At 67.6% G+C, this 25,246-nt stretch carries 28 protein-coding genes; 17 read left to right on the forward strand and 11 right to left on the reverse strand.

Going from position 1 to position 25,246, the window contains the following annotated elements:
- Positions 1 to 34 precede the first annotated feature (34 nt).
- A complete protein-coding gene (locus M8231_RS04505) occupies positions 35 to 394 on the reverse strand; it encodes a MerR family transcriptional regulator (protein ID WP_248119735.1) in 360 nt (119 codons plus the stop codon).
- A gap of 110 nt (positions 395 to 504) precedes the next feature.
- On the opposite strand from M8231_RS04505, the gene M8231_RS04510 reads away from it, so the two are divergent.
- Genes M8231_RS04510 through M8231_RS04530 form a run of 5 tightly spaced genes read left to right on the forward strand, consistent with a single transcriptional unit; the run spans position 505 to position 3,572 of the window.
- A complete protein-coding gene (locus M8231_RS04510) occupies positions 505 to 891 on the forward strand; it encodes an MFS transporter permease (protein WP_066624881.1) in 387 nt (128 codons plus the stop codon).
- Positions 888 to 1,106 carry a GDCCVxC domain-containing (seleno)protein gene (locus M8231_RS04515; protein WP_054765688.1) on the forward strand — a complete coding sequence of 73 codons (219 nt, stop codon included), beginning with the start codon at positions 888 to 890 and terminating at the stop codon, positions 1,104 to 1,106. Before M8231_RS04510 ends, M8231_RS04515 begins: the two co-directional genes overlap by 4 nt.
- 34 nt (positions 1,107 to 1,140) lie before the next feature.
- Positions 1,141 to 1,500: a bleomycin resistance protein gene (locus tag M8231_RS04520; protein ID WP_054765689.1), complete on the forward strand. Its 360-nt coding sequence runs from the start codon at positions 1,141 to 1,143 to the stop codon at positions 1,498 to 1,500.
- A 46-nt stretch (positions 1,501 to 1,546) separates the two neighbouring features.
- A complete protein-coding gene (locus M8231_RS04525; protein ID WP_066625035.1) occupies positions 1,547 to 2,467 on the forward strand; it encodes a HEPN domain-containing protein in 921 nt (306 codons plus the stop codon).
- Positions 2,451 to 3,572 (forward strand): hypothetical protein, encoded by a 1,122-nt coding sequence (locus M8231_RS04530; protein ID WP_054765691.1) that lies wholly within the window; start codon positions 2,451 to 2,453, stop codon positions 3,570 to 3,572. The genes M8231_RS04525 and M8231_RS04530 overlap by 17 nt, the downstream gene beginning before the upstream one ends.
- Positions 3,573 to 3,601: 29 nt before the next feature.
- On the opposite strand, the gene M8231_RS04535 is transcribed toward M8231_RS04530, so the two are convergent.
- Positions 3,602 to 3,838, reverse strand: coding sequence for a DUF2188 domain-containing protein (locus tag M8231_RS04535; protein ID WP_054765692.1), 237 nt, complete (start codon positions 3,836 to 3,838; stop codon positions 3,602 to 3,604).
- A 69-nt stretch (positions 3,839 to 3,907) separates the two neighbouring features.
- Positions 3,908 to 5,254, reverse strand: a complete 1,347-nt coding sequence (locus tag M8231_RS04540) for a dihydrolipoyl dehydrogenase family protein (protein ID WP_248119741.1) — start codon at positions 5,252 to 5,254, stop codon at positions 3,908 to 3,910.
- A gap of 924 nt (positions 5,255 to 6,178) precedes the next feature.
- Between M8231_RS04540 and M8231_RS04545 the strand changes: the two genes are divergently transcribed.
- The 9 genes from M8231_RS04545 to M8231_RS04585 all read left to right on the forward strand — a co-directional run bounded on the left by M8231_RS04545 (position 6,179) and on the right by M8231_RS04585 (position 12,320).
- Positions 6,179 to 6,475 (forward strand): DUF736 domain-containing protein, encoded by a 297-nt coding sequence (locus M8231_RS04545; protein WP_054765695.1) that lies wholly within the window; start codon positions 6,179 to 6,181, stop codon positions 6,473 to 6,475.
- Between the two features lie 68 nt (positions 6,476 to 6,543).
- Entirely contained in the window at positions 6,544 to 7,434 is an 891-nt protein-coding gene (locus M8231_RS04550) for an ArdC family protein (RefSeq protein WP_250202359.1), read from the forward strand.
- 91 nt (positions 7,435 to 7,525) lie between these two features.
- Entirely contained in the window at positions 7,526 to 7,867 is a 342-nt protein-coding gene (locus tag M8231_RS04555) for a hypothetical protein (protein WP_157076425.1), read from the forward strand.
- Positions 7,868 to 7,916: 49 nt separating this feature from the next.
- Positions 7,917 to 8,063 carry a hypothetical protein gene (locus tag M8231_RS04560; protein ID WP_169802110.1) on the forward strand — a complete coding sequence of 49 codons (147 nt, stop codon included), beginning with the start codon at positions 7,917 to 7,919 and terminating at the stop codon, positions 8,061 to 8,063.
- Between the two features lie 227 nt (positions 8,064 to 8,290).
- Positions 8,291 to 8,812, forward strand: coding sequence for a MobC family plasmid mobilization relaxosome protein (locus M8231_RS04565; RefSeq protein WP_055808206.1), 522 nt, complete (start codon positions 8,291 to 8,293; stop codon positions 8,810 to 8,812).
- The gene (locus M8231_RS04570; protein ID WP_112862604.1) at positions 8,809 to 9,801 is read left to right on the forward strand and encodes a relaxase/mobilization nuclease domain-containing protein; all 993 of its coding nucleotides are present in this window, start codon (positions 8,809 to 8,811) and stop codon (positions 9,799 to 9,801) included. The genes M8231_RS04565 and M8231_RS04570 overlap by 4 nt, the downstream gene beginning before the upstream one ends.
- A gap of 71 nt (positions 9,802 to 9,872) precedes the next feature.
- Complete coding sequence (locus M8231_RS04575) at positions 9,873 to 10,466, forward strand: DUF6088 family protein (protein ID WP_161638948.1); 594 nt, start codon at positions 9,873 to 9,875, stop codon at positions 10,464 to 10,466.
- Positions 10,459 to 11,475, forward strand: a complete 1,017-nt coding sequence (locus M8231_RS04580; RefSeq protein WP_112862337.1) for a nucleotidyl transferase AbiEii/AbiGii toxin family protein — start codon at positions 10,459 to 10,461, stop codon at positions 11,473 to 11,475. The genes M8231_RS04575 and M8231_RS04580 overlap by 8 nt, the downstream gene beginning before the upstream one ends.
- Positions 11,472 to 12,320 (forward strand): hypothetical protein, encoded by an 849-nt coding sequence (locus tag M8231_RS04585; protein ID WP_201462396.1) that lies wholly within the window; start codon positions 11,472 to 11,474, stop codon positions 12,318 to 12,320. The genes M8231_RS04580 and M8231_RS04585 overlap by 4 nt, the downstream gene beginning before the upstream one ends.
- Before the next feature lie 9 nt (positions 12,321 to 12,329).
- Here the strand turns inward: M8231_RS04585 and M8231_RS04590 are convergent, their stop codons facing one another.
- From M8231_RS04590 to M8231_RS04600, 3 genes are read right to left on the reverse strand one after another with little or no spacing between them, the layout of a single operon-like run.
- Positions 12,330 to 12,914, reverse strand: coding sequence for an LPD7 domain-containing protein (locus tag M8231_RS04590; protein ID WP_112862335.1), 585 nt, complete (start codon positions 12,912 to 12,914; stop codon positions 12,330 to 12,332).
- Positions 12,911 to 14,731 carry a type IV secretory system conjugative DNA transfer family protein gene (locus tag M8231_RS04595; RefSeq protein ID WP_112862334.1) on the reverse strand — a complete coding sequence of 607 codons (1,821 nt, stop codon included), beginning with the start codon at positions 14,729 to 14,731 and terminating at the stop codon, positions 12,911 to 12,913. The genes M8231_RS04590 and M8231_RS04595 overlap by 4 nt, the downstream gene beginning before the upstream one ends.
- Positions 14,697 to 15,005 carry an ATPase, T2SS/T4P/T4SS family gene (locus M8231_RS04600; RefSeq protein ID WP_250202360.1) on the reverse strand — a complete coding sequence of 103 codons (309 nt, stop codon included), beginning with the start codon at positions 15,003 to 15,005 and terminating at the stop codon, positions 14,697 to 14,699. Before M8231_RS04600 ends, M8231_RS04595 begins: the two co-directional genes overlap by 35 nt.
- A 94-nt stretch (positions 15,006 to 15,099) precedes the next feature.
- On the opposite strand from M8231_RS04600, the gene M8231_RS04605 reads away from it, so the two are divergent.
- A protein-coding gene (locus M8231_RS04605; RefSeq protein ID WP_250201334.1) for an IS3 family transposase occupies positions 15,100 to 16,289 on the forward strand; the annotation gives its coding sequence in 2 pieces (ribosomal slippage) (positions 15,100 to 15,352 and positions 15,352 to 16,289; 1,191 coding nt in all).
- Positions 16,290 to 16,304: 15 nt separating this feature from the next.
- On the opposite strand, the gene M8231_RS04610 is transcribed toward M8231_RS04605, so the two are convergent.
- Together M8231_RS04610 and M8231_RS04615 are read right to left on the reverse strand one after the other, a co-directional pair.
- Positions 16,305 to 17,810: a TonB-dependent receptor plug domain-containing protein gene (locus M8231_RS04610; protein WP_250202361.1), complete on the reverse strand. Its 1,506-nt coding sequence runs from the start codon at positions 17,808 to 17,810 to the stop codon at positions 16,305 to 16,307.
- Between the two features lie 273 nt (positions 17,811 to 18,083).
- Positions 18,084 to 18,320 (reverse strand): hypothetical protein, encoded by a 237-nt coding sequence (locus tag M8231_RS04615; RefSeq protein ID WP_066551015.1) that lies wholly within the window; start codon positions 18,318 to 18,320, stop codon positions 18,084 to 18,086.
- A 1,036-nt stretch (positions 18,321 to 19,356) separates the two neighbouring features.
- Here M8231_RS04615 and copC point away from each other — a divergent pair.
- Both copC and copD read left to right on the forward strand, forming a co-directional pair.
- Positions 19,357 to 19,719 (forward strand): copper homeostasis periplasmic binding protein CopC, encoded by a 363-nt coding sequence (copC, locus tag M8231_RS04620; protein WP_066551017.1) that lies wholly within the window; start codon positions 19,357 to 19,359, stop codon positions 19,717 to 19,719.
- Positions 19,720 to 19,723: 4 nt separating this feature from the next.
- Complete coding sequence (copD, locus tag M8231_RS04625; protein WP_054765322.1) at positions 19,724 to 20,644, forward strand: copper homeostasis membrane protein CopD; 921 nt, start codon at positions 19,724 to 19,726, stop codon at positions 20,642 to 20,644.
- A gap of 29 nt (positions 20,645 to 20,673) precedes the next feature.
- Here copD and M8231_RS04630 read toward each other — a convergent pair whose 3' ends face one another.
- The 3 genes from M8231_RS04630 to M8231_RS04640 form a co-directional block, all read right to left on the reverse strand.
- Entirely contained in the window at positions 20,674 to 21,717 is a 1,044-nt protein-coding gene (locus M8231_RS04630) for an acyltransferase family protein (RefSeq protein WP_250202362.1), read from the reverse strand.
- A 280-nt stretch (positions 21,718 to 21,997) separates the two neighbouring features.
- Entirely contained in the window at positions 21,998 to 23,041 is a 1,044-nt protein-coding gene (locus M8231_RS04635) for a PepSY-associated TM helix domain-containing protein (protein WP_250202363.1), read from the reverse strand.
- Positions 23,042 to 23,048: 7 nt separating this feature from the next.
- Positions 23,049 to 25,181, reverse strand: coding sequence for a TonB-dependent receptor (locus M8231_RS04640; RefSeq protein ID WP_250202364.1), 2,133 nt, complete (start codon positions 25,179 to 25,181; stop codon positions 23,049 to 23,051).
- Between the last annotated feature and the right edge of the window lie 65 nt (positions 25,182 to 25,246).

Consider the following 25,246-nt stretch of genomic DNA (forward strand, 5'->3'; position numbering starts at 1 on the left):
CCCTACCGGCTCGACAGGGTGCGCAGGTCATCACCTATGCGATCGATCCGAGTTCTGCGATCACCGGACACCGAACCCGCCCGCCTTCGCTGCAGTCCGCGACGGCCTGCTTAAGCACCGTCCGGAGCCGCTCCAGATCCGCGATTTTGGCGTCCACGCTGGCGATGTGGTCCTGGGCCATGTCGCGGACTTCGCAGCAGGCCTGGACGCCCGGCTCACTCAACGCGATCAGCCGCCGAATGGCGTCGATGCCGAATCCCAGTTCGCGGGACCGGCGGATGAAGCGCAGGCGTTGGGCGTGTTCCGGCTCATAGCTCCTGTGTCCGCCCTCGGTGCGGGCCGGGGCGGGCATCAGGCCGATCCGCTCGTAGTAGCGCACCGTTTCCAAGTTCACCCCGGCGCTCTCTGCGAGGCGCCCGATCGTCAAACTTCGTGCGGACATGGCTCTTGATCCCGTAGCGGCTACGGGTTGTAGCCTGTAGCAGAAATCGAACGGGAGGCCCCATGGCCATCGATCAAGACCGGCCCAACATTCCTGAGGTCGCCGTCAGCGCCTCGGCCGCCATCGGCGGTGTGGCCTCGGTGTTCGCCTGGGCCGCGTGCTGTGTACTGCCTCTGGCTCTCTCGGTGGCGGGCGTGTCCTTCGCCGGCGCCGCGGTCATCGCGGGCGCGCGAACCTGGCTGACGCTTCTGGCCGCCGTCATCTTGGCCGCCGGCTGGCTGCTGCATTGGCGTCGCCTGCGGATGTGTCGGAAGGACGCATCCTGCCGCCGGCCCTCGCGTCTGGCGTTCTGGCTGCTGGTGATCGCCAGCCTGCTGATCGTCCTGTCCCTGGCCTGGCAGCCCTACATCGAACCATGGGCCATGCCGCGACTGGCGGCCATGCGATGAGCCCCGCCATCGTTCTGGAATCGACGCTGACCTGCCCGCACTGCGGTCACGTCGCGACCGAGACCATGCCCACCGACGCCTGCATCTGGTTTTACGATTGCCTCGGTTGCGGCGTGAAGCTGAAGCCTCAACCCGGCGATTGCTGCGTGTTCTGCTCCTATGCCGACGTGCCGTGTCCGCCGATCCAGGTGGATGGAAAGGGCTGTTGCGGCTAGGCTTAGGCGGCACTGCTGCATTCCGGAGTTCGCCGTGACCGATCACGCCACGCCCAACCTGCCGTCGCGGGATTTCGAAGCTACGTCCCAGTTCTACACTCGACTGGGCTTCCAGCAGGGCTGGCGCGACGAAGGGTGGATGATCCTGAAACGGGGCGGGCTGACGCTTGAGTTCTTCCCGCACCCGGAACTTGATCCGCTGACCAGCAACTTCAGCTGTTGCCTGCGGCTTGACGATCTCGACGCGTTCTACGCCGTGTGCCTTGGCACCGGACTGCCGGAGACGTGCTGGGGCCAACCCCGATTGCACGCGCCCAAGATCGAGGAGTCGGGCATGCGGATCGGCGCGCTCATCGACCCGGACGGAACCCTGATCCGCCTGATCCAGAACTGAGGCTTCGCGCCTTGCCCCGATGCACGCGTTGCGCGAGACTCGCGTCATGAAGACTTCGATCGATCATCTGCCGCCGCGCAAGCAGGTGGAACTGCGCCGGGTGGTCGAGGTGATCCGCGAGTCGTTCGCCGAAACCGTCTCGACCCGTCGGGCCGAGCGGCTGAAGAACGGCAAGATCCTCAAGATCATCCTCTACGGATCGTATGCGCGCGGCGATTGGGTCCATGATCCGGTCGGACGCTACTTCTCGGATTTCGATCTGTTGATCGTTGTCGATCATGAGGATCTGACCGACGGCGAGTTCTGGCATGACGCCGAGAACAAGCTGATGCCGGGCGAGACCCTGATCCGCACGCCGGTGAGCCTTATCGTGCACAGTCTGGAAGACGTGAACGAGCAGTTGGACCGCGGGCGATACTTCTGGGCCGACATCGTGCGTGAGGGCATCGTTCTCTTCGACACGCCCGGCGCCAAGCTGCGCAAGCCGGCTGACCTGAAAGCTCAGGTTGCCCTTAAGGAAGCGGAGGAGTTCTTCGGAGATTGGACGCAGAGTTCGGCCAGCTTTGCTCGTGGCGCGAAATTCTATATGGGCGAGGGCGCTGATCCTAAGCTCGCCGCGTTCAACCTTCATCAATCGGCTGAACACCTCTACCACTGCGTTTTGCTGGTTGTGACGCTCTACAGCGGCAAGGCGCACAACCTCGCCTTCCTGCGCAAGAAGTGCGAGGCGATCGACGCCCGCCTGGCCGAGGCCTGGCCGCGCGAGACCAAGTTCGAGCGCCGCTGCTTCGAGCTGCTGCGCGAGGCCTATGTGAAGGCTCGTTACTCCAAGCACTACAAGATCAGCGTCGAGGAACTGACCTGGTTGACCCAGCGGGTTGAGGTGCTGCGCGCGCTGGCGACGACTGTGTGCGAGGAACGGCTGGCCCATCTGCGCGAAGCGGCGAGCGATGACCCTTCCGCGTGATTTGATCCCGCCCAGCATGCGCGCGACGCTGGACGCCGCAAGACGGATGGCCGATCCCTTTGAGGACGTCCGCCGACAGCACGATATGCTGCGGGCCAGCGGCGTGCTCGGCATCGCCGAGCGCATGAAGCTGGAGACCCCGCTGGCCTTGGCCGCGATGGGTCGTAACCCGTTCATGGACCGGATGCAGGGCGTCGGCGCCCTGATGAGGGCTCAGACCGACGCGGACCGCGTCTATCGCGCCGCGTTTCCGAATGGCCTGATCGAGCAGGCCGAGCGGATCGCGCAACTGTCCGCCGGCTTCGCCTTGCCGGATGGTCTCGAGCGCTTCAGGACGCCGACGGACAGTTTCGTCGATCGCATCCTCCGACTGTCGGACAGTGGTCTTGGCGCGAGCGCCCTGGCGATCGGGCGACCCGCCCAGATCGAGGCCTTCGCGCGGGCCTCGGCGATGGCCGACATGTTCGCCGAGAGCGACCGGCTGACGCGGGGAGTGCGAGAGGCGGTCGGCGCCTTCTCCATCACGGAGATGCCGCAGTTCGCCAATCTGGCCGGTTATCGCAGTTTCCTCGACGCGGCGGGACTGCGGCTTGCGCACTGGCCGAGACGGCGTCTCCTGACGATGGCGGAGAAGCGCCGTCGCCTGAAGGCCCGCCTTCAGGCCAACTCGGCCCCGCCGCATGTGAAGCGCGCCAAGACTCTGGTTCACCGCTACGAACTGACCTTGAGGGAAATTCTAGATGCCGTGATGGCCGAGACCTACGGTGAGGACTGGGCGGACGAGCGCCTGCCGCTGTGCGACTGCAAGGATTTGCTGGGGAAGTGGAAGAAGCGGGGAGGCGAGGTTTTCGACCATGCCGACTACACCCACTACGCGCGGATCATGAGCCATCCGGAGCATTTCCAGGCGATCTTCGAGGCTGGTTTCGACGACCCAGAGGCGGTGTTCGATCTTCTGAAGCAGGCCGGGAAGCTGCGCGCGGCGTCGCACCATGCGCACCTGTTCACGCCCGAAGATCTGAAGGCGCTCCGCCTGACCTGGAACCAGATCGAAACAGGCTTGATCGCGCTCACTCCGGATTTCGAACTCGAGTGGACGGGTTAAAAGGCGACGAGGTCGGAATCGCCGTCCTCTTAGTGGAGCACTTCCCCGCCGACCGGATCGACCTGACGCAACTGGCCGGCCGCGTCCTGGACAAAGACTTCCACTTGCTCGCCCTTGTCGATCAGCGTCGTCGCCTTCACGAGCGCGGACTCTATGGCGTCGACGCTGAAGTCGAAATGCCCTGAGGGTCGGCCATCGCGAAGCACCCGCCAGTCGCCGTCGCCCCGGATCACCGTGAACTGGATGGTGTCGGACTGCCTCTCCAAGGGATCCCTCCTTCGCTCCAATCCGCGATGCGGATGGCGCCATGAACCTACCGCGACACCGCTTGAGCGTCATAGCATGTAGCCCACATCCGATGCGCCCGTCGGATAGGCGAACATCGTGGTCTTGAGGTCATCCGCAGTCAGTCCATGGCGGATCGCCAAAGCGAAAATATTGATGACCTCGTCCACGTTCGGGCCCACGAGGTGGGCGCCCAACACCCGTTCCGTCCCTTCCTCGACCAAGACCTTGAAGCCGAAGGTGGGTTCGGCCGCTGCGCGTGCTGTGAACCAGTCGGAGGCCTTCTGATTTTTGACTCGGTAGAGCAGACCCTGATCCTTAGCGTCCCTCTCCGTCAGCCCGACCGCCGCGATAGGCGGGATTGTGAAGGCCACGCTCGGGACGCCGCGATAGTTCGGCCTTTCGGAGTTACCGTTCAAAATGTTGGCCGCCACGACCTTGGCGTCGTGGCTGGACACGGGGGTCAGCGGCGGACCGACCTGGGCTGCGTCGCCCGCGGCATAGACGGCTGGATTGGAAACGCTCTGCAGAAATTCGTTGAGCTTCAGGCGGCCTCCTTCATGCTCGACCCCGGCGGCGTCAAGGCCGAGATCGTCGATCGCAGGTCCTCGTCCGGCGGCGTGAATGACCAGATCAGCATGGACATCGACGGCTTTCCCCTTCGTCTGGGCGTGAACCCGAAAGCCTGCGCGCGTCTGCTCGACCGCCTGGACTGTCGTTTCGAGGCGCACGTCAACGCCGAGTTGGCGAAAGCTTTCCATGAGCCAACCGACCACGTCCGGGTCGAACTGGGGAAGCAATCGCTCGCCACGCTGGAGGATTACGACTTCGGCGCCAGCCCGCGCGGCGATGTGGGAGAACTCGGCCGCGATATAGCCTCCGCCGACCAGCACAATGCGCTTTGGCATGTCACCCAGCTCGAGGAAGCCCTCGTTGGTGACCAGATGCTCTTCCCCCGGGATGCCGAGTTTCCTGGGTTCGGCTCCGGCGGCGATGAGCAGGTTCGAAAACTCCAGCGTTTCCTCGCCCACCTCAAGGCTGTTGCGGCCGGTGAGGCGCGCCCGTCCATGAAAAGTGTCGATGCCTCTTTCAGAGTACCGCTCTTGGTGCTTTTGGGGAACGGGATCGGTGAAACCCCGCTTGAAGGCCATGAGGTCGGCCCAAGCAATTCGGGCGTCGCCGGCGACACCCCTGCCTCGCATCCGCCATGTATGATCGACGGCGTTGGCCCCGCTGATCAGCATTTTTTTTGGATCGCAGCCCCGGAGCGCGCACGTGCCTCCAAAGGGACGAAAATCGACAACCGCGACGCTGCGACCAGCAGCGCGAACCCGCATGGCTCCGACCATGGCGGCGGTCCCGGTCCCGATCACCACAAGATCATAATGTTTGGTCATCGATGTATGCTCCGCGCTCGCTCTGTAGCGGCTACCTTGGGACGGACGAGGCGGTACAGTGCCTCGGTCACCACCGCGTTGACGGCGCCAAAGAGAAGGTGCCCGGCGACCCCTCTAGCCTGGGTGAGCAGGGGGTTGTCTCGATTGGGAGCACTGTAGCCGAACACAGGCGTCAGACCTTCGTCGATCATCAAGAGCATGGTCGCTCCAGCACTTCCTCTTCCCGTACTTTCGGCGGCTTGATCTGGTAGAGCGCCGTCTGCGCCCTCTCGGTTACCCTCGTGGCCACGAGACCGGCGATGACGCCGAGGGCTGTCTCCGCAGCCAGCGATTTTGATGGAGTTGCGCATTGTTCTGACTCCCGATGAGCACGCTCCGGCCGCCTCATCCGGCTGGCTTACGACACCGCGACTGTCCCTCGAACGGAACGCTCGGAAGGGGAACGAAGCTGGAGTTGCTTCAGGTTCCCTTCATAGCAGGAGACACCTCAGATTCATGCCAGGCGTGGCCGCGCCCGTCGCCATGCCGCGCGTCAGCTGCGACGACGCGGAAGCGGTGAATCCTGGGCACGTCTTTGGTGGCGGAGCGGATGCACCGGCATTGGCGGCACGATCCCTACGAGCGCCGCGATTGGCCGCATGGTTCAAGCGGCGGTGACCAGCCGTCTCTCCTGCGACGCGCCAAGCCTTGCGCGGCCTCTCAATGGCCTGATCTGACCGAAGCCCGTCCGGCTTCCGCAACCGTTCGCGCGACTTTCTTCCCCGGCCTGACGGCCTTCCTCGCGAGGCAAGAAAGTCGCGCTCCCGGTCCTCCGCTGCGCTGCGGGGCTCCCTGTGCTCGCCTGCGGGCCGCCCGGCCTCCGGTCCGCCGATCGCCATCGAGGCCGCGGCAGGCGTGGCCCGAGATCAGCAAGGAGAGACTTCCATGGCCACCATCGGTTCCTTCACCCAGCAAGCGGACGGCAGCTACAGCGGTTCGATCAAGACCCTGACCCTCAACGTCAAGGCGGCCCAACTCCGGGCCAATGACAAGACCGACGACAAGGCTCCTGATTTCCGCATCTTCTCCGGCCAGACCGAGTTCGGCGCGGCCTGGAAGAAAACGAGCCAGCAGAACCGCGACTACCTGTCGGTCAAGCTCGACGATCCCAGCTTCCCGGCCCCGATCTACGCCTCGCTGGTCGAGATCGATGGCGGACACAGCCTGATCTGGTCCCGCTGAGCGAGCCGCGGCGGCGCTGACGACAGCGCCGCCGCCCCTTCTTCAAATCCCGTCTTGAGGAGGCCGCCATGTCGCGCCCCAACGAACCCTCACGTCCCGACCTCTACACCCGCATCACCCACCAGATCGTCGCCCAGCTCGAAGCCGGCGTCCGGCCCTGGAGCCAGCCCTGGGCCGCATCCGAAAGCGTCAGCCGACCCCTCCGGCACGACGGCACGCCTTACCGCGGCGTCAACGTCGTCCTGCTGTGGGGCGAGGCCGCCGCCCGAGGCTTTCAGTCCTCCACCTGGATGACCTTCCGGCAGGCGCTGGCCCTGGGCGCTCATGTCCGCAAGGGCGGAAAGGGCTCCACCGTCGTCTACGCCGACCAGCTGGTCCGCATCGACGATGACGACGCCGGGGAGGAGACGACCCGACGCATTCCGTTCCTGAAGGCCTACACGGTCTTCAACGTCGAACAGATCGAGGGTCTCCCGGCCTCGTCCGCCCCGGCGCCCGCGCCGGTCCTGAACCTCGGTCAACGGATCGCCCGGGCCGAGACGTTCTTCGCCGCGACGGGCGCCGACGTCCGTCATGGCGGCGGCTGCGCCTTCTATGCGCCGGGACCGGACTTCGTGCAGATGCCGGTGTTCGAAAGCTTCCGCGATCCGGAAGCCTACTACGCGACGCTGGGCCACGAGCTGACGCACTGGACCAGGCACCCCGCTCGGCTCGACCGCGACTTCGGACGCCGCCGGCATGGAGACGCCGGCTACGCCCGGGAAGAACTGGTGGCCGAAATCGGCGCCGCCTTCCTCTGCGCCGACCTGGGGCTGGCTCTCGAGCCGCGCGAGGATCACGCCGCCTATGTCGCCTCATGGCTCGAGGTGCTGCGCGACGACAAGCGATTCATCTTCTCGGCCGCCGCCCACGCCCAGCGCGCCGTGGACTTTCTTCATGCGGCCGGCGAGGGCGGCTGACGCCGGGGACGTAAAAGATGCAGGGGCGCGCGCCGGTCATGGCTGGCGCGCGCGTCACCTGCGCTGTAACCTTGGGGTCTTGCTGGACGTATTGAGCTTGATGATCGGACGTCGAACAACTGCGGCCTGGGCGCCGGCCATTCTGGCCGTGTTCGCCCTGCTGTTCGCGTCGAGCCCGGTCACGGCCTGGGAGACTCCGGCCGCGGCCATGTCGATGCCGATGGCGCCCGCCGACGGCTCCAGTCCGGATGCCCCCTGCGATCCCGTGAAGATGAGCTGCGCTCGGCTGTGCGCCGTGCTCTGCCATGGCCTGGTTCCGACGCCCGCCGCGGCCGTCCCGGTAGCGGCCTCCGCCGATGTGCACGATCGTTTACCGGCCGACGCCCTCGCGGGGGTGGAGCCGGAAGCGGAGGACCCGCCCCCTCGAACCTGATCTCCACCGACGATCCTTTTCTCAGAAAACCGATCCATGGAGATCAACAATGAAACGTGCTTTTTCGCTCGCGGCCCTCGTGCTGCTGACCTCGGCCTCGGCTGCCTTCGCGGCCGCGCCCGACTCGGTGGTCAAGGCCGCCGCCTCCTGCTGCGAGCTTCTCGCGGCCTGCTGTAACGGCGGACCCTGCTGCTGATCCGCTGACGGAGGACGCCCGCGCGAAAGCGCGGGCGTCTGCCTCCGAGGCCGCTTCCCTCCTCATGATCCGTCCGGCTGGGGCGTCCGACAGGACGGCGGGCGAGCGGCCGTGCAGCGGTCGCCGAGGGGAGGACGTGCAGCACCGGAGGCCTACGGGGCGAGGGGGGTGACGGTCAAGGGCAGGATAGGCTTTGCGCCGGCAACGTCTGACAGACCCACCTCCCGATGGACCGCCTCACCCTTCGCGTCTCGCCCGATCTGATCCGCCGGTTCGACGCCGCGGCGGCGGGGCAGGGCGGGCGCTCGCGCTTGCTTCGCCGGCTCATGGAGGGGGCTGCGCAGGCGTCCTTTCCGGCGCCGCCGGAGGCGGTCAGCGCGCCCAGGTCGGGCAAGCTGACCCTGCGCCTCGGCGAGACCGACCTGCGTCTCCTGGAGGCCGAGGCCGCCGCCGTGGGGCTGTCGCGAACCCAATGGAGTGTCGCGCTCATCCGGCGGCGGTTGCGGGATCGTCCGCAGTTCAGCCGTCCCGAGGCCTTGGCGCTGATCGAGGTGCGGCGCGAGCTGCGGCGCATCGGCGTGAACATCAACCAGATCGCCCGCGCCCTGAACACGGCGGTGATGGAGGGGCAGGTACTCGATCTGGAGATGGCCCAGCTCGGCGCCTTTCAGGCTGAGATCGCGGCCTGGGTGGAAGCGCTCGGCGAGGCCTTTGACGGCAACCTGTCCTATTGGGCCGGGCGGCCGTGAGCGACTTCCGCTCGCCGCGCGGGTTCGAGGAAGCCTTGCGGCCGCCGGTCGATCCGCGCCGCGCGCGGATCACGCCCGCGGTGCTTCGGCCGTCTCGGAACAGAGGGCAGGAGTCGGCCGCCCGCTTCATCCGGGTCCTGCGCCGGGCGCCGGAGGTGATGGTCAAGGTGACCGGCCGTACCCGGGACGGCGGCCACCTGAAGGCGCACCTCGACTACATCAGCCGCAATGGCGCCCTGACTCTGGAAGGGCCGGACGGGGAGCGGCTGGACGGGCGCGCTGAGGTGCATGCGCTCGCCCGCGACTGGGCCGAGGAGTTCGCGATGGAACCGGGACGCAGGCGTGACGCCTCGGTCTCCCTGTCGATCGTGCTCAGCATGCCGGCGGGGACGGATGCGGTGCGTCTGCACGACGCCGCCCGGGCCTTCGCGGCCGAGACCTTCAGCGAGCGCTTCCCCTATGTCTTCGCCCTGCACGACGAGGGACGGCACCCGCACGTGCATCTGACGGTGCGCCGGCTGGGACGCGAGGGCGAGCGGCTGAATCCGCGCAAGGCCGACCTGCAGATCTGGCGCGAGGGCTTCGCCCGGGCGCTGCGCGACCGGTCCATCGAGGCGGAGGCCACCCCGCGGCGGACGCGCGGCGTGACCCGAAAGGCGGAGCGGACGCCGATCCGCAAGATGCGGGAGCGGTTCGTGGCGGGGAAGGGCGATCTGCCCGAGACGCTCGCCGCCGCCTACCGCGACGCGCTCCGGGGCGACGGCGGGGAGGGACCGTGGCTGGAGGCAATTCAGGCGCGTGAACTGGCGATGCGGCGCGCTCTGGTCGCGGAAGCGGTTCGACTGGGTCGGTCCGATCGGCTGGCGGATCGCACCCTGGCCCTGGTGGTGGAGCGGTTCGTGCGGGACCGGCCCGGGCCGAAGACGCGCGACCAGGCCTTGAGGGACGCAGGCGTCGATCGCTCGACCGGGCGAGAGCGAAGCCGATGAAGCGGCGCGACTCCACGGGCCCGGTTGCGGAGTGTCAGAAACAGAACTATATTTCTGACACGGAGACGATCATGCAAGTCCTTGCTGAACAGATCATGGAGCGCGTCCGGGCCCTGCCGGAGGGCGCGCCGGTCGCCGCCAAGGGGCTGCTCCATCTGGGCAGCCGCGCGGCGGTGGATCAGGCCCTGTCGCGCCTCGTGCGACGGGGGCGGCTCGTGCGCGCCGGGCGCGGCGTCTACATGCGTCCGCTGGAAAGCCGCTTCGGATCGCGGACGCCTTCGGTGGAAACGGTCGTGCGCGCGGTGAGCGAGCAGCGCGGCGAGGTCGTCGCCTCCAACGGGGCGGCGGCGGCCAACGCTCTGGGCCTGACCACCCAGGTGCCGATCCGCATGGTCTATCTGACCAACGGCAAGAGCCGGCTCCTCAACGTTGGCAAGCAGACGGTGGAGTTCAAACATGCGCCGGCATGGCAGCTGCTCCTGGCCGATCGTCCGGCCGGCGAAGCGGTTCGCGCCCTGGCCTGGCTGGGGCCGGAGAAGGCCGCGACGGCGCTGGAGGCCCTGAAACGAAAGCTGGGACCCGCCGCCTTCGGCGAACTGGTGTCCGTCGGACCGCGTCTGCCCACCTGGCTGGCGCGGTCGGTCAGCCAGGCGGCCCATGTCTGAAATCTTCCTGCAGCTTTCGGCCGAGGACCGCGCTGAAGCCCTCGCGGCGGCGGCGTCGGACTCCGGCCGGCCCGCCCATCTGCTCGAGAAGGACGTCTGGGTCGTCTGGGCCCTGAACGCGCTGTTCGAGTCGCCCTTGGGCGAAGGCCTGGTCTTCAAGGGCGGGACATCCCTGTCCAAGGCCTACGACGTCATCCAGCGGTTCTCGGAAGACATCGATCTGACCTGGGACATCCGTCGCCTGCTTCCCGATCTGGCCGATGCGCCTGAAGACCCCGTGCCGCAGACTCGCGCCGAGGAGCGGCGCTGGTCCCGGGACGTTCAGCGGCTGTTGCCGCTCTGGGTAGAGGGCGAGGTGCGGCCGCTTCTGGAGGCCCGGATCGCCGCAGACGGCGTCGGCGCCACGGTGCGGATCGAAGGCGCCAAGGCCTTCGTCGACTATGCGCCGACCAGCACTGGCACCGGCTATGTCTCGCCCAGCGTGATGCTCGAGTTCGGCGCGCGGGCGACCGGCGAGCCGAGCGCGCCGCGACCCGTGGTCTGCGATGCGGCGGCCCATCTGCAAGGCGTCGTCTTCCCGACCGCCACGCCGCGGGTGATGGCGGCCGAGCGGACGTTCTGGGAGAAGGCCACCGCCGCCCACGTCTATTGCGCGCAGGGACGACTCCGGGGCGATCGCTTCTCTCGCCACTGGCACGATCTGTCCCGACTGGACGCGGCCGGCTTCGCCGAGACCGCGATCGCGGATCGGGCGGTCGCCGAGGCGGTCGCGCGCCACAAGGCGATGTTCTTCCGCGAGACCGCCGACGGCGCGGAGATCGACTATGGACAGGCGGTCACGGGCGGGCTGCGTCTGAAGCCTGAAGGCGCCTCGCTGGAGGCCCTCGGGGATGACTACCGCCGGATGGTCGAGGACGGCCTGCTGGAGGCGGACGCCGAGCCATTCGAGAAGCTCATGGAGACGTGTGCGGCGCTCGCGGACCGCGCCAACGCCGCGGCGACGGGTTGACCCCGCGCTACGCCCCGATCGAGCAGGAAGCGATCCTGCTCAAGGCGGTCTGGGACATGATCGACGACATGGTCAATCTGGAGATCTTCGAGTACCCGATGACCTCCCGCCCGACCAATTTGGTGTTCAAGTCGGGAACCCACAAACGGGTCTTCGCCATCCTGCTGGCGGATTTCCTGGCCCAGCCCCGGCCGTCTGCGCTGCCCTTCGCCTTCGCCCCGTCGACCGCAGGCGCGCGCGAAACTGATCGAACCTATCTGTTCTATCTGGACGCCATCGGCCGTCAGCCGACGCTGGGCGCCGACGCCTCCGGTCTGGCGGCTTCCGCCTCGGCCTTCGCGGACTGGCTGAACGCGGAGTGCGTCTGTCCCAAGGTCTGGCTTCCCGGACTCGACCTGTCGGTGGACCTGCGCGTCTCCCGCATCTGGCTGCTCAAGGTCGTCGGCGACGCCAACAAGCACAACTTCTCCCGGCTCGATGCCCGGGTGAAGCAGATCAGGGCGATGCTCGCGCGGCACGGCCATGAGGTCGATGAGGGGATGGTCTATCGGTCGGTGCCGGACTTCCAGCAGTGGTTCTACACCGACGTCTTCTCCTATCACGCCAGCACCATCGGCGAGTTCCTGGACCAGATCCGCCGGGCCCTGTTCGCCTACCTCTCGCCGGAGTTCGCCCGGGCCTGGCGACGTGGCGACCGGTTCGAGGGCGATTACAGCTTCGATATTCCGGCGGACATCCGCGATCCGCTGGCGCTGGGCATGTATTGGGACCTGATGAACCGGATGAGGGACGGCGTCGGATTCCCGGCCTTCACCGTGTCGCCGTATCTGAAGAACACTTTCTAGGCGCGACCGCTAGCGCCGCCGCTCGCGGTCGCGCGTCGTGTCCCGTTCCGTCGGACGCGCGCGGCCGGCGCGCGCCCAGGCGGCCTCCAGCAGCTTGGTCTGGATGGCGGGATCGGGGATGAGACGGGCCACCACCACGGCCGCGCGGGCGAGCCGCTCGGCGAGCGGATCCTGGAGGGCCTTCTGGGAGGAAGCCCGGTCGATTCCGGCCGCCTGGCGATCGCGGTCCCTGGGCCGATGGCCGTGGACCTCCAGACCCAGGCTCTGGGCCTGGATCCAGACCTCGCGCCGGAAGGCGGGGTCGCCAGAGACCTGTATCCGCTCCCAGCCGCGGTGCCGCGCGATCTTGAGCATGTCGATGACGGCGTCGGGATAGGCCTGGGTCGAGGTGAGCGATCCACCCCGGTCGCGGAACATCGGCGCGGGCGCACGATGATCCCGGAAGAACCGCTCCGCCCGGCCCCTGAGATCGCCCTCGACCAGATAGCGGTCGAGCACCGCGTCCGGCACGTCGCCCTTGGCGGTGGAGCGGGCGGGTGCGCCGGGCGCGGGCCGCAGGCGGTTGACCGCCGGAGCGGGCTCTGACGGGGTCATGGCTCGCGCTCCGGCGGGGTGGCGTCGACGACGCGGTCGAGCCAGGCCGCCACATCGGTTTCATCCGCGTCGGGCGGGGGCGGAGGAAGGCCTTCGGCGGCGAAGGCGCGGGCGATGACGTCGAAATCCATGGGATCCTCCTCGAGAGCGGGCGGGACGACCGGCGCTTCGACCGTCGGCCCGGGCGTGGGAGCGGGACGCAGACGGCGCTGGAAAATCCGGTCGCGCCAGTAGGCGATCTTGCGGCCGCGAACAGGCGGAAGACCGGCCTTCAGGACGATCAGGGCGGTCTGCGGAAGCTGCATGAGCTCCTGGGGCAGCATCAGCGCCCGGCGCTGGTCGGACACGGTCGTACTGCGTCGGCCGCGCGCGAGGCCGGCCGGCCGGCTGCGGCTTCGCCCGTCCGTCGTATAATAGCCCAGCCGTTCGCTGAGCTCCCGGGCGATCCTCAGTTCCTTGGGCGCGAAGACGATCTCGATGCCGCAATTGGTCATCACGTCCTCTGCCAGATCGGGTCCGTAGAGCGCCCGGAGCTGGGAGGGACTCTGAAGCACGGCCAGCAGACGCAGTCCGTAGCCCGCCACCCAGGCGAAGGCGTGGGCCAGCACCGGCGCCGGGCCGAGGCGAGCGAATTCGTCGAGCAGGACGAGGGTCGGACGGTCGGCGGGGGCGGGAAGGCTGCGGCTGTTGAGATCGACCAGCTGCTGAAAAAGCAGCGCATAGAGCGGCTGGATCCTCAGCATGTTGTCCGGCGTGGCGCCCAGATAGAGGGAGAGATCGCCGCGGCGCAGGTCGCGCAGGTCGAAATCCGAGACCGAGGTGGCGGCGTCGATCCGGGGGTTGAGCCACAGCCCCATGCGAGTGGTGATCGACTGACGCACGGAGGCGAAGGTGTTCTCGCTGGAGCTGGTGAAGTCCGTCAGGGCGGCGACGACGGGCCCCGGAAGAGGGCGTCCCTCCCGCGCGCGCGCCGCGACGATGCGGGGCAGCCGAGCACGGGCGTTGCCGGCGGTCAGCTGGCGGAAGATCTCGCCGAGGGTGAAGGGGCGATCGGGCGTGGCGGCGACATAGCCGCCCACGCCGATGAAGCCAGTGCGCGACGCCTCGGCCCAGAAGGGATCGGCCCTGTCATGGACTGGAAACAGCATCGCCGCCATGCGCTGAAGCTCGTCCAGCACCTGGATCGGATCGGCGCGGTCGATGTGGGCCAGGGGGTTGAACCGCGCGGTTCGGCCGTCCGACGCCAGGGGATCGAACAGATGGACCGTCTGGCCGGCCTCGGCGCGGTAGCCGGCGGTGGCGACATAGTTCTCGCGCTTGATGTCCAGCACCACGACCGAGTCCGGCCAAGCAAGCAGGTTCGGGATGACCACGCCGACGCCCTTGCCGGTGCGCGTCGGGGCGTAGAGCATCACATGCTCGGGGCCGTCGGCGATCAGGAAGGCGCCGTCGGCCCGCCCCAGGACCACGCCGCGGCGCGACCTCAGACCGGCGTGGCGCTGTTCGGCCGCCGACGCCCATCGGGCGGCGCCGTGCAGCGGGCGTCTCTGGTGGAGCAGCACGGCGACGATCAGGATCCCGCCGACCAGACCCGCGCATGACAGGCCCACGGCCAGCCAGCGCCGCAACTCGGGATCGTGACGGTAGTACCAGAGCCAGCCGGGGACGCGCGTCGGGTCGATATCGCCGGAGAACCGACCCAGGCCGATGAGGGCGATGGTCACGGTGAGAACGCCCAGGACTGCGGCGGCGGCGAGGCCCGCGGTGGCGATCAGCGCCCCCCTAGTCGCCGGGCTGGCGCTTGCGAAGCGGGTCATGCCAGATCTCCGTCACACGGAACCGGCCGTCGACCTTCTTCATCTGGACGACGACATCGACGAGCAGGTGCAACAGGGCGCGGATGTCCTCGCGCGGCAGATCGCGCCCGCCTTCGGATTCCCGCACCAGCAAGGTCAGTTGCTCGAAGGCGAGGGCGGCCGAATCCGCGTGCACGGTGGTGATCGAACCGGGATGCCCCGAGTTGACGTTGCGCAGGTAGAAGAAGGCCGTGCCGTCGCGAAGCTCCTGCAGCAGGATGCGGTCCGGCCGCATGCGCAGGGCGCTTTCCAGAAGCTGTTTGGGGTGACGTGACCCCCTGAAACTCCTCCAGGAATAGCTAGAGTCCGCCCAACGAAGGACGGACAGAATGAAGCGATCGAGGTTCACGGAAGAGCAGATCATCGGGATCCTGTGGGAGCAGGAGGCCGGTGTAGCGACGGCGGAGGTGTGCCGACGCCACGGGGTCAGCTCGGCGACCTTTTACAAATGGAAGGCCAAGTTTGGCGGGCTCAACGTGTCGGAGGCTCGGCGGCTCAAGGCGCTCGAGGATGAGAACGCCCGGCTGAAGCGGATGCTGGCGGACGCGATGCTGGACAACGTGGCCCTGAAGGACCTGCTGGGAAAAAAGTGGTGACGCCCGCCGGCTATCGCGAGGCGGCTGGCCATCTGCAGGCCGCCTACGAGATGAGCGAAAGGCGGGCGTGCCGTGTGCTGGGCGTCGATCGGACGAGCGTGCGCTATCAGGCGACGCGCCCGGACGACGGCGCTCTGCGCGACCGGCTGAAGGCCCTGGCCCAGGACCGTCGACGGTTCGGCTATCGTCGCCTGCACGTGCTGCTGCGGCGCGAGGGCCATGCGGTCAACAGGAAGCGGGTCCAGCGGATCTATCGCGAGGAGCAACTGACGGTGCGCCGGCGCGGCGGCCGGAAGCGAGCGATGGGCCCGCGGCGACCGCTGGACCTGCCGCTGGCGCCCAACCAGCGCTGGTCGCTGGACTTCGTCGCAGACCAGATGACGGACGGGCGGCGCTTCCGCATCCTGACGGTGATCGATAACTGCACGCGCGAGTGCCTGGCGCTGGTGGCCGACACCTCGCTGTCGGGCGCGCGGGTCGTGCGGGAGTTGGACGCCGTCATCCGGCAGCGAGGGCGGCCCGACACCATCGTCAGCGACAACGGCACGGAGTACACCTCGAACGCGGTCCTGGCCTGGGCCGACGACACCGGCGTCGGCTGGCACTACATCGCGCCGGGCAAGCCCCAGCAGAACGGCTTCAACGAAAGCTTCAACGGGCGGCTGCGTGACGAGCTGCTGAACGAGACGCTGTTCCGCTCGCTGCCGCACGCTCGCGCCGTGCTGGAGGCGTGGCGACGCGATTACAACGAGCAGCGTCCGCACTCGAAGCTCGGGTGGCTGACGCCGCAGGCTTATGCAGAAGCGCTCACCGGACACATCGGCCGGCCTGCTGCGCTGGTTGGAGGCTGCGCTGACCGGCCTCTTGCCAACCCAGCCGATCACAGCTCAGATCAACCTAGGACTCTCGTTATGGCTGGATGAGAAACGGGGGTCACGTCAATTGGCTTCCACTACACGCTGATCGTTCGTAGTTTTATTGCGCGGCACCCGGCTGACATAGGCGATACAGCTGGCGCTCAACGGATTGGCGCCGAAGGGGTTGAAACCGCCGGTGCAGAGCGACGCGCCGCCGTCTGACGCCTCCAGGAGCCGCTGAATGGCGGAGCGAGAGAGATAGCCAGTGTAATTGGTGTCGTTGTCTACCCGGCCATAGGTCAAGTAGGCGTCGTAGGTCCAGTCGCGCAGACCGACCAGATCGCCGCGTAAGCCCGTGGTGATCTGGTAGACGCTGTAATTTTCGTTCTGGCGGCGCGGACCGAGCTCGTTGAATCGTTTGTCGAGGCGGAAACTCCCGGCCGGATTGGGTCGCGAGTTGAGGACACCGCGCAGTTCAGTAGGAATGAACGGATTGGTAGATGGGATACGGAAGCCCGTAGTGGGGCCGGTACCCGGGTTGGACGCGAGCTGGTTGCCGGCCTGATACTGAGAAAACAGGACGTCCGTGTAAAACTCGACCGCTTCGGTGAGCTCGTAGCTCGCGGCCGCATACACATTGTACCGGGTCTGGGGAATAATCAGATAGTTGCGATCAACGGTGCTGTAGGTGAAGTCCGTCTGCTGCAACGGACCCGGCTTGCGGAACCCCTCATAGTCTATGCCGCCGGGACTCACGTAATCGCGCGCGCCCTGATAGGTGAACAAGGTTCCGTTGTTGTTGAAGCCGAACGTATCGCCCCGTGCAGCGCCGGAAACGGCGGCGTTGACGGCGGCGGCTGTCGGCAAGTTTGAGGCGTCGAACACCGTCGACCCGAGCGGCGAGGCGCCGGCGAACCCGCCGATGAGCGAGAAAGAGCGACTGGCGTTGAGCACGGACGCCCGGTTGGAATAGCTGGCCGAAAGAACAGCGTGACCCCGTCCCTCGGCGAAGTCCCCGCCGAGCGTTAGGCTGACCGCCTCCGCCTCCGCGTCGCCCTGGTCGGAGGCCCCGTACTGAGCGTCTAGCTTGAAGCCTTCAAAGCGGCGGTCGAGCAGGAAGTTGAGCACGCCGCCCACCGCGTCCGATCCGTAGGTCGAGGAGGCTCCGCCCGTGATCGTCTCGACGCTAGCGATCAGGGGGGTGGGCAACAGGTTGAGATCGACGACCGACGAGGCGTTGGATGGGACCATCCGGCGCCCGTCGAGAAGAACGAGGGTTCGCGTCGATCCAAGACCACGGAGTTGCACATTGGCTTGGCCCGCCAGATTTGGGCTGTTAGAGGCCGCGTTGCCCAAGGCCGTGAACTGCGGCAATTCGTTGATCAAGCTCTCGATGTTGACCGATCCCGTCGCCTGGAAATCCTCTTGGGTCACGGTCACGATCGGGCTGTTGGCGATGTAGTCCTGTCGGGCGATGCGAGACCCGGTGACGACAACAGCTTCCAGCTCTGCGGCCGGTTCGGATGACGATGTCTCGGAGGAGGGACGGTTTTGCGCCGCGACAGGCAGGGCCGTCGCTGTCGCCACGATCGTGATTCCGGTCAGGACAGAGGAGGCGACGAGCCGGCTCCTGAAAACTTATTGGCCAATGGTTTCCCCCTAGCGACATTGCGGCCAAATCGCGGCCCCTCTTTGTTGACTGCGCGGCGTCTCCTCCCTTCCCTCATATGTCGCGAATTTTTCAGTCGACCGGGATGGTCGGAGCTCTCGGACGCGTCGAACAACGCTTTCCAAGCCGGTGGGGATTGCTCGAACAGGTGCAGAAGACCGGATATCGGCGCTCGACGACGGTCGAGGACGTTAGTGCAGTACCTCGCCACCGACAGGATCGACCTGTCTAAGCTGGCCTGCCGCGTCCTGGACGAAAACTTCGACGGTCTCGCCCTTTTCGATCAACGTGGTAGCGCGGACCAGGGCTGACTCGATGGCGTCGACGCTGAAATCGAAGTGGCCGGCGTCTCGGCCATCGCGGAGGACGCGCCAATCGCCTTCGCCTCGAATGACTGTGAACTGGATGGTGTCCGAAAGCGCCGTCAAGAAACTGCTCCAACTGCGAGCCTGGGTGACGATGGTTTCAGCTTACCCGACGTTTCGGGAACGGTTCAAACCAAACACCCCTCAAGGTTGACCCTCGCCGCTGGCGTCGCCGAAATGGGGGTACGGAAGGCATGATCCGTTGGCGGGTGATTTGCGACGGCGGCGCAAAACCGAGTGCGACTAAGCTTCTGCGGCATCGAACGGATCATCGGCGGTCTTCGGCCGAAGGCGTCTAGTGACCTAGGCTGGCGGTCGCACGGCGCAGACGACGCCGATGGCGCGCCGCAGAAGTAGGCTCGGGTTCGGCAGGGTTCGCAGCTGAAGTCGATCTGAAAGCGGAGACGGTGCGCTTCGTCGGAAGAGAGCCCAAACCAATGTGTGCAGACCGGCAGGTCGGATAGCGCAGGCGCCGTGGCGCACCAGCCTCTACCCCGCGTGGTTCTCAGGCGCCCTGTTCCTTCGATTCTTGAGGATCGGGTTCACAGTCTGCGGCGAGCCTGTGGTGCCTGTCGTTATGGCGCGTTGCGAACTGATGGGTAAGGCTCGCGGGATATCCAGTGACCGGTTGAACCGACTGCTAGCGTTTACGCAGGCGCTGGTGGGCCCCGAAGCGCATGAACTTTCGACTATGCGCCGACGAGCAGTAATCGGCGAATTCTCGCGTGATGCTCGAGTTCCGCGTCTAGGCGATCGGCGAGGCGGCGCTTAGCGACCTGCGGTCTGCGACGCGGCGGCGCCTCTACAAGGCGTTGTCGTCCAGACCGGCGCCCTGCCGGTGACAGCGGTTGAGCGGACCCGCTGTGCCGAAGCGCGACTGGACCGTGACTCACTTTGTCCGGCCTTCCCTTGGTAGATGTGTCTCTGCTTGCCGGCCGCCACCAACTGATCCGGTTTAAATCCCTGAAGCCGAGTTTGTGGATGAACCCGCCGTCGAGTGTTTTTGTCGGGGGCCGGCCGGCTTCAGTTTCATTTCGTGAGGGGCGGGGGCGCGTGCCGCGTAAGAGACAGTAGGGGCGTCCCTTCCTAGGAGTTTGAGTTGACCCGTTTCAAAATCGCATCGCTCGCCGCGACCGTCGCGGCGCTTTCCCTGGTCGCCGGTCAGGCGGATGCACACGCGCGTCTCGTGAGCGCCACGCCGGCCGCCGGCGCTGCGGTCGCGGCGCCGCGCACCATCAGCCTCACCTTCAGCGAGCGCGTGGCGCCGGCCTTCTCCGGTTTCGATCTCGTCAATGCGGCGGGCGCGACCATCCGTGTCCAGACACGGGTGTCCGAGGACGGCAAGACGATCTCGGGCGCTCCGGCGAGGCCGTTGGCGGCCGGGGCCTATGTGGTCAACTGGCGGGTGGCGTCTCCGGACGGGCACCGGATGACGGGGTCCACCAACTTCTCGGTCCGCTGATCAGATGGAGACAACGGTCGTCCTGCTGAGGCTGGGGCAGTACATCGGCGCCGTCCTGCTGTTTGGCGTCCCCCTGTTCTTCGCGTTCAGGATGCCCATGTCGGACGCGGCCGCCGAGAGGTGGCCGCGAACGACGCTACTGGTCGCCGCCGTGGCGACCGTCTTGGCTGCTCTCGCCAACCTAGTGGTCCAGACCGCCGTGATGGCGGGATCGCTGACCGATGCGCTGAAGCCGGAGTCGCTGTCCTACGTGGCCTTCGGCACGGGCTTGGGCGTCGGCTTCCTGGTTCGCGCGGCGATGGCTCTTCTGGCCGCCGTGCTGCTGCTCAGCCCGAAACCGGGACGCGGCGGCTGGATCGCGCTGACTGTCGTCGGCGCCGTGTTGAGCGCCAGCCTGGCCTGGACCGGTCACGGCGCGGCGACGGAAGGGGCGGGCCGCTGGCCGCATCTGATCGCCGATGTCGTTCACGCGCTCGCCGCCGGACTCTGGCTCGGCAGTCTGGTCGCGCTGTTCCTGATGCTGCGTACCCGCCACGGGCACGCGGCGGGCGCGTCGGTGACGCACGCCGCCCTGGAGGGGTTCTCCGGTCTGGGAACGCTCGCCGTCGTCCTGCTGACGATCACGGGTCTGGTGAACAGCGCCTATCTCATCGGACTCAGCCGGCTCGGGAGCCTGTTGACGACGCCCTACGGCGTTCTTCTGGTCCTGAAACTCGTCCTGTTCGCCGGCATGCTGGCCCTCGCGGCGTCGAACCGCTTCGTCCTGACCCCGCATCTCGGATCGGCGCTTGAGGATGAGCAGGCCCGTCCGCTCGCCTTGCGCCGCCTGCGGCGCAGCCTGGCTTTAGAGACCGTGCTGGCCGCCATGTTGCTTCTGATCGTGGCGATCATGGGCACCCAGGCGCCCCCCGCCGCCATGATGTGAACCTCGCCGAGGTTGTGCGAAGGACCGGCCTATAGCGCGGGAACGGGCGACTTGGCCGCGGCGGAGGTCGATCGCGTCTCCGAGTTCGGACGATTGAACCAGACCTGCGTCGGCCGGTCGAAGCCGTAGCGGAAGACGGCGGCGCCGCCGAAAGCCGCGGCCAGGCCGACCGCCCAGGCGGTCCATTGCACTAACGGACTCCAACTCCGCCAATCGACGGCCTCGAGCCCGCCGAACCACACGATCCGGGCCACTTCGTTGGTCAGGAAGATCGCGAACGCCATCAGGGCGAGGTGCTCGACCAGCCTGGACGGGCGCCGGACCGGCAAGGCCCCGGTGGCGAAGATGATGACGGTCAGGAGGCCGAGGGTCGCCAGATTATTGGGTCCCAGAGCCTGCAGACCCGCCACAGCCACCAGGGCGAAACCACCTAGACCGGCCGCCAGTCGGGGCGGACAGTAGACGTGCCGGGCGAACAGAGCCACGGCGACGCCGAGGGCGAACAGCGGAAAGGCCCGCAGGAAGCCGAGGCGCAACGGCATCTCGTAGATCGGCAACCCGAAGGCGGCGTGGGCGGACAGGTTGGCGGCGAGCAGCCCGCCCACCCCAAGAGCGAGGATCAGCCATGGGGACAGGCCGCGCGCCGCGCGAGCGAGGAAGGGCAGGCTGACGTAACAGCCCAGGAGCGCCGAGAGCGTCCAGGTCGGCGCGTTCCATCCCTCTCCGCCCGGCACCCCATAGGCCTGCACCAGAAAGAACTGGGCGGGAAACCGGGACCAGTCGAACCATTCCGGGTGGCTGGGTGTTTGGCCCAGGATCGCCGCCGTCAGCACCAGCCCCGCCAGGGCGAGGCTGACGGTCATGTGGGCCGGAACCACCCTGAGAAATCGCTGACGGTAGAAGACGGAAAGCGGAATTCGCCGGTTCGCGAGCCGCTCGCCGTAGACGCGGGCGAGAACGTAGCCGGAGTCGATGATGAAGAAGTCGGTCAGCAGATAGCCGCGGTCGAAGACCGGATGGAAGAGCGGCAAGGGGATCGGAGCGGCCTCGCGGAAGTGATAGAGGACGATCATCGCCCCCACGACGAAACGCAGAAGGTCGAGCCAGCCGCCGCGCGCGATCGGCGGCGGGCGTCGGCGCTCCGGGGGTGCTGGATCTTCCGTCATCCAGCCATCATCCCCCCACAGGCGCCAAGGAAGGCTTGCCCGACACGGTGAACGAGGCCTTGCCGCCGGTGGTCGCGCGTAGGGGTTCGCGCGGGGCGGTGTGAGTGCATCAGGCCTCGAGTGGCGACCAGCGGAGGGCAAGACCCGGGAATCCGGCAAACCCTTCCGCTCCCTCGCCCGCTTGTCCTCAGCGGGTCGGTTTCGATCGAGGCGAGCGGCGTCGGGGCTTTCCGAGGAAGGCCCAGGCGCCGACCACCCCCAGGGCCGCCATGGCGACGCCGCTGAGCGCCGTCACCGCGCTATAGAGCCAGCCGCCGACCGAACTGGCGTGCAGGGGGTAGAAGGCGTTGTAGGCCCGGACGCCGGTCGGCAGGGCGTTGGCGTCGGAGGTCGCGACCGCCCGGCTGGTGGCCGGATCGATGGTCACGGTGGTGCGGCCGTTGGGATGCCACTCGCCGGGCTGCTTCAGACGGATCGTGGCGGGCCTGCCCGGCGCGGCGGGGCGGACGGCCATGCGCGGGGTCGCTTCAGGGAAGCGGGCCTGGGCTTCCGTCAGCGCGCGAGCCCAGTCGACGTCTCCCGTCCCGACCACCGGCGCCGTCGGCGCCGGGACGGCCCCCAGCAGGGCTTGGGTCGTGCCGTGAAAGACGATGGCCCCTCCGGTGAGGCTGAAGACGACCAGCGGGATGGCGAAGATCAGGCCGAGATTACGATGGCTGCCGATCAGTTCGCGCCGGGCCCCCGAGCGGGGCCAGACCCGCCAGCCGGTGGCGCGCCAGGCGGGAATCCAGACGATCAGGCCGGTCAGGATCATCAGCGCGAGGGCCAGGCCGGCGCCGCCGGCGACCAGCTTGCCGGTGTGACCGGCCAGCAGCTCGTGGTGCAGGTCGAAGATCCAGGTCTCGGCTCGCGCCGCGCCGCGCCAGCTGTCCACCACCTTGCCGTCGGCGTCGGCGTAGCCGAAATCGTCGTCGGCCAGGTAGAGCCGGTGAACGCCGACCGCCCCGCCCGGCAGGACCACCGAGGTGAGGCGGGGCTCGGCCGCCTCGAGCCGGTTGAGCGCCGCACCCAGACGGGCGGCATCGAGATCGATCTCGGCGCGCGCGGCGGGGACGGTGGCGCGGATCCAGTCGTCCTCGAACACCAGCAACGATCCCGTAAGGCCGAACAACACGGCCAGGATCGAGAGGGCGGTCCCGGCCCAGGCGTGGAACGTGCGGATCGCGCCCATCACCGGCTCAGAAACTCTGGGTCAGGGTCAGGGTGGCCGTGCGCCCGCGACCGGCGAAATAGCGAAGGTTGTCGGTCGGGCCCTGAGTGTCGGAGAAATAGGAAATGTACTGCTCGTCTAGCAGATTCTGAACCCCCAGCGACACCGCGCCGAAACCGGTCTCGTAGAGGGCCACGGCGTCGAACACGGCATAACCCTCGAAGCCGTTCGCCGCGGGCTCGCCGTCGAAGTCGCGCGCGAGGAAGGTCTGGGCCTGAAGGCGCAGGGCGATCGGGCCTGTCTCGTACTCGCCCCACAGCAGCAGGCGGTCCGGCGAGATGTTGGCCCCGTTCAGGTCGCGGTCCAGGTCGCCGTCGCCGTCGCTGTCGCTCTGGCCGTCGAGCGCGGCGTAGCTGCCGCCAAGGGTCAGGGCGTCCGTGGCGCGCCATAGACCCTTCAGCTCCAGTCCATCAATCCGCGTGGGCTGCCGCTGCACCTCGAAGATGCCCGAGGGCAGGCGGTTCAGCAGCGAGCCGCGTTCGGCCTCGGACCGGAACACGGCGGCGGACAGCTCGACGCGCGCACCGCGGTATTCCACCCCGACCTCGGTGTTGTCCGACACGACCGGTTCGACGTTGAGGAAGGTGTCGACGTCCTGGTTTGGACGGTTGATGCCGCGCAGCACCCGACCGACGTCCGGCATGGTGAAACCCTGGGCGAAGGAGCCGTGGACGAGGAGAGCCGGCGTCACCTCGAAGGCGGCGCCGACGTTGAACAGGGTCTCCTCGAAGCCCGGCTCGCCGCCCGCCACCGTCTGAGGGCCGTAGGCGTACAGGGTCTGGAAGTCGTCGACCTTAAGCTTCGCCGATTCGTGCCGCACGCCCGCCGACAGGCTGAGGCGGTCGGCCAGGACCGACTGATTCAGCTGCAGGAAGGGCGACAGGCTCTCGTAGGCCGTCTCGGGCACCCAGTTGCGCCCGGTCAGGATCAGTTCCTGATAGGTCCGGTCGCGCAGGCCGTCGAGGCCGACCAGTGCCTTCAGGCCCGTCAGGCCGGGAACCTGGCCCTGCCAGTCGATCTTGAAGCCCAGTTTTTCCGAATTGTTGGCCGACTGGTCGAACAGGGTCCCGACCGGGGCGATGCGGGGATCCTGGAAGTCGGGGAAGCTGCCGCCGCCGAATACGCCCTGGTAATCGTGGGCGAAGACCTGGGCCCGCAGGACGCCGCCGAACAGGTCGCGGTCGGTGTAGCTCAGAGCCGCCGATGTCACGGCATTTGACGGCTGCCTACCCGGTGCCGCGCCGCGCACGGCCGTGGTCGGGACGCCCGTCGCCCGGTCGCCCGCCACGGTCACATAGTCGCCGTCGCCTTCCAGATCGAACCGGTTGACCCAACCCTCCAGCCGGCGATCGCCGTCTAGATCCCAGCCGCCGCGCGCGAACAGCGAGAGGACCTGCGAGTCCTGCACCTCGCCCTGGGCGCCGTCGAAGCCGATGCGGCGGCCGTCGGCGTCGTAATAGGCCCCGCGGGTTTCGAAGACGGCGCCCAGGGTCAGGTCCAAGGCGCCGAAGTCACGTCCGCCGATGGCGGCGATCTTGGCGCCGACGCCGTCGCCCTGCAGCTCATCGTCGGTTGTGATCTGGGCCATCATCCGGCCCGTCAGGCCTTCGCCCTCGGCCGGCGTGCGGGCGGTGACGTAGTTGACCACGCCGCCGGTGGCCCCGACGCCCTGGATGGCGTTGGAGCCGAAGATGACCTCGACCCGGTCGATGAAGAAGGGATCGATGGTGTAGCCGTCGCGGCTGTCGTCGCGCAGCGGCGTCGACTGCGGCACGCCGTCGACGAGATAGAGCGGCGAGCGTCCGCGCAGGGTCTCGCCGAAGCCCGACAGCTTCTGCCGCGTCGGCGAGAAGGAGGGCACCAGGGCCGCCACCGTATCGACGGCCGAGGCGGCCAGCGCCGTCTGCTGGACGATGGCCTCGGCGTCGATGAGCTCGACCGTGGCGGCGATCGCGGAGCGCGGGGTCTCGATCCGGGAGGCGGCGACCACCACCTCGTCCAAAAGCGTCGCGTCCGGGGTGGGCCCCTCCTGGGCCGCCGCGGGAAGCGCGGCCAGCAGCAGCGGCAGGAGGGCGACGGTGGCGAGGAGACGAGGGGACATGGAGCTCTTCAGGGGAACGACAGGGAGGGCGTCTGACCACAGGCCTTGTTGCGAGTCAATCGCAC

It is taken from the genome of Brevundimonas albigilva (assembly GCF_023573565.1).
GTDB classification, from domain to species: Bacteria; Pseudomonadota; Alphaproteobacteria; order Caulobacterales; family Caulobacteraceae; genus Brevundimonas; species Brevundimonas albigilva.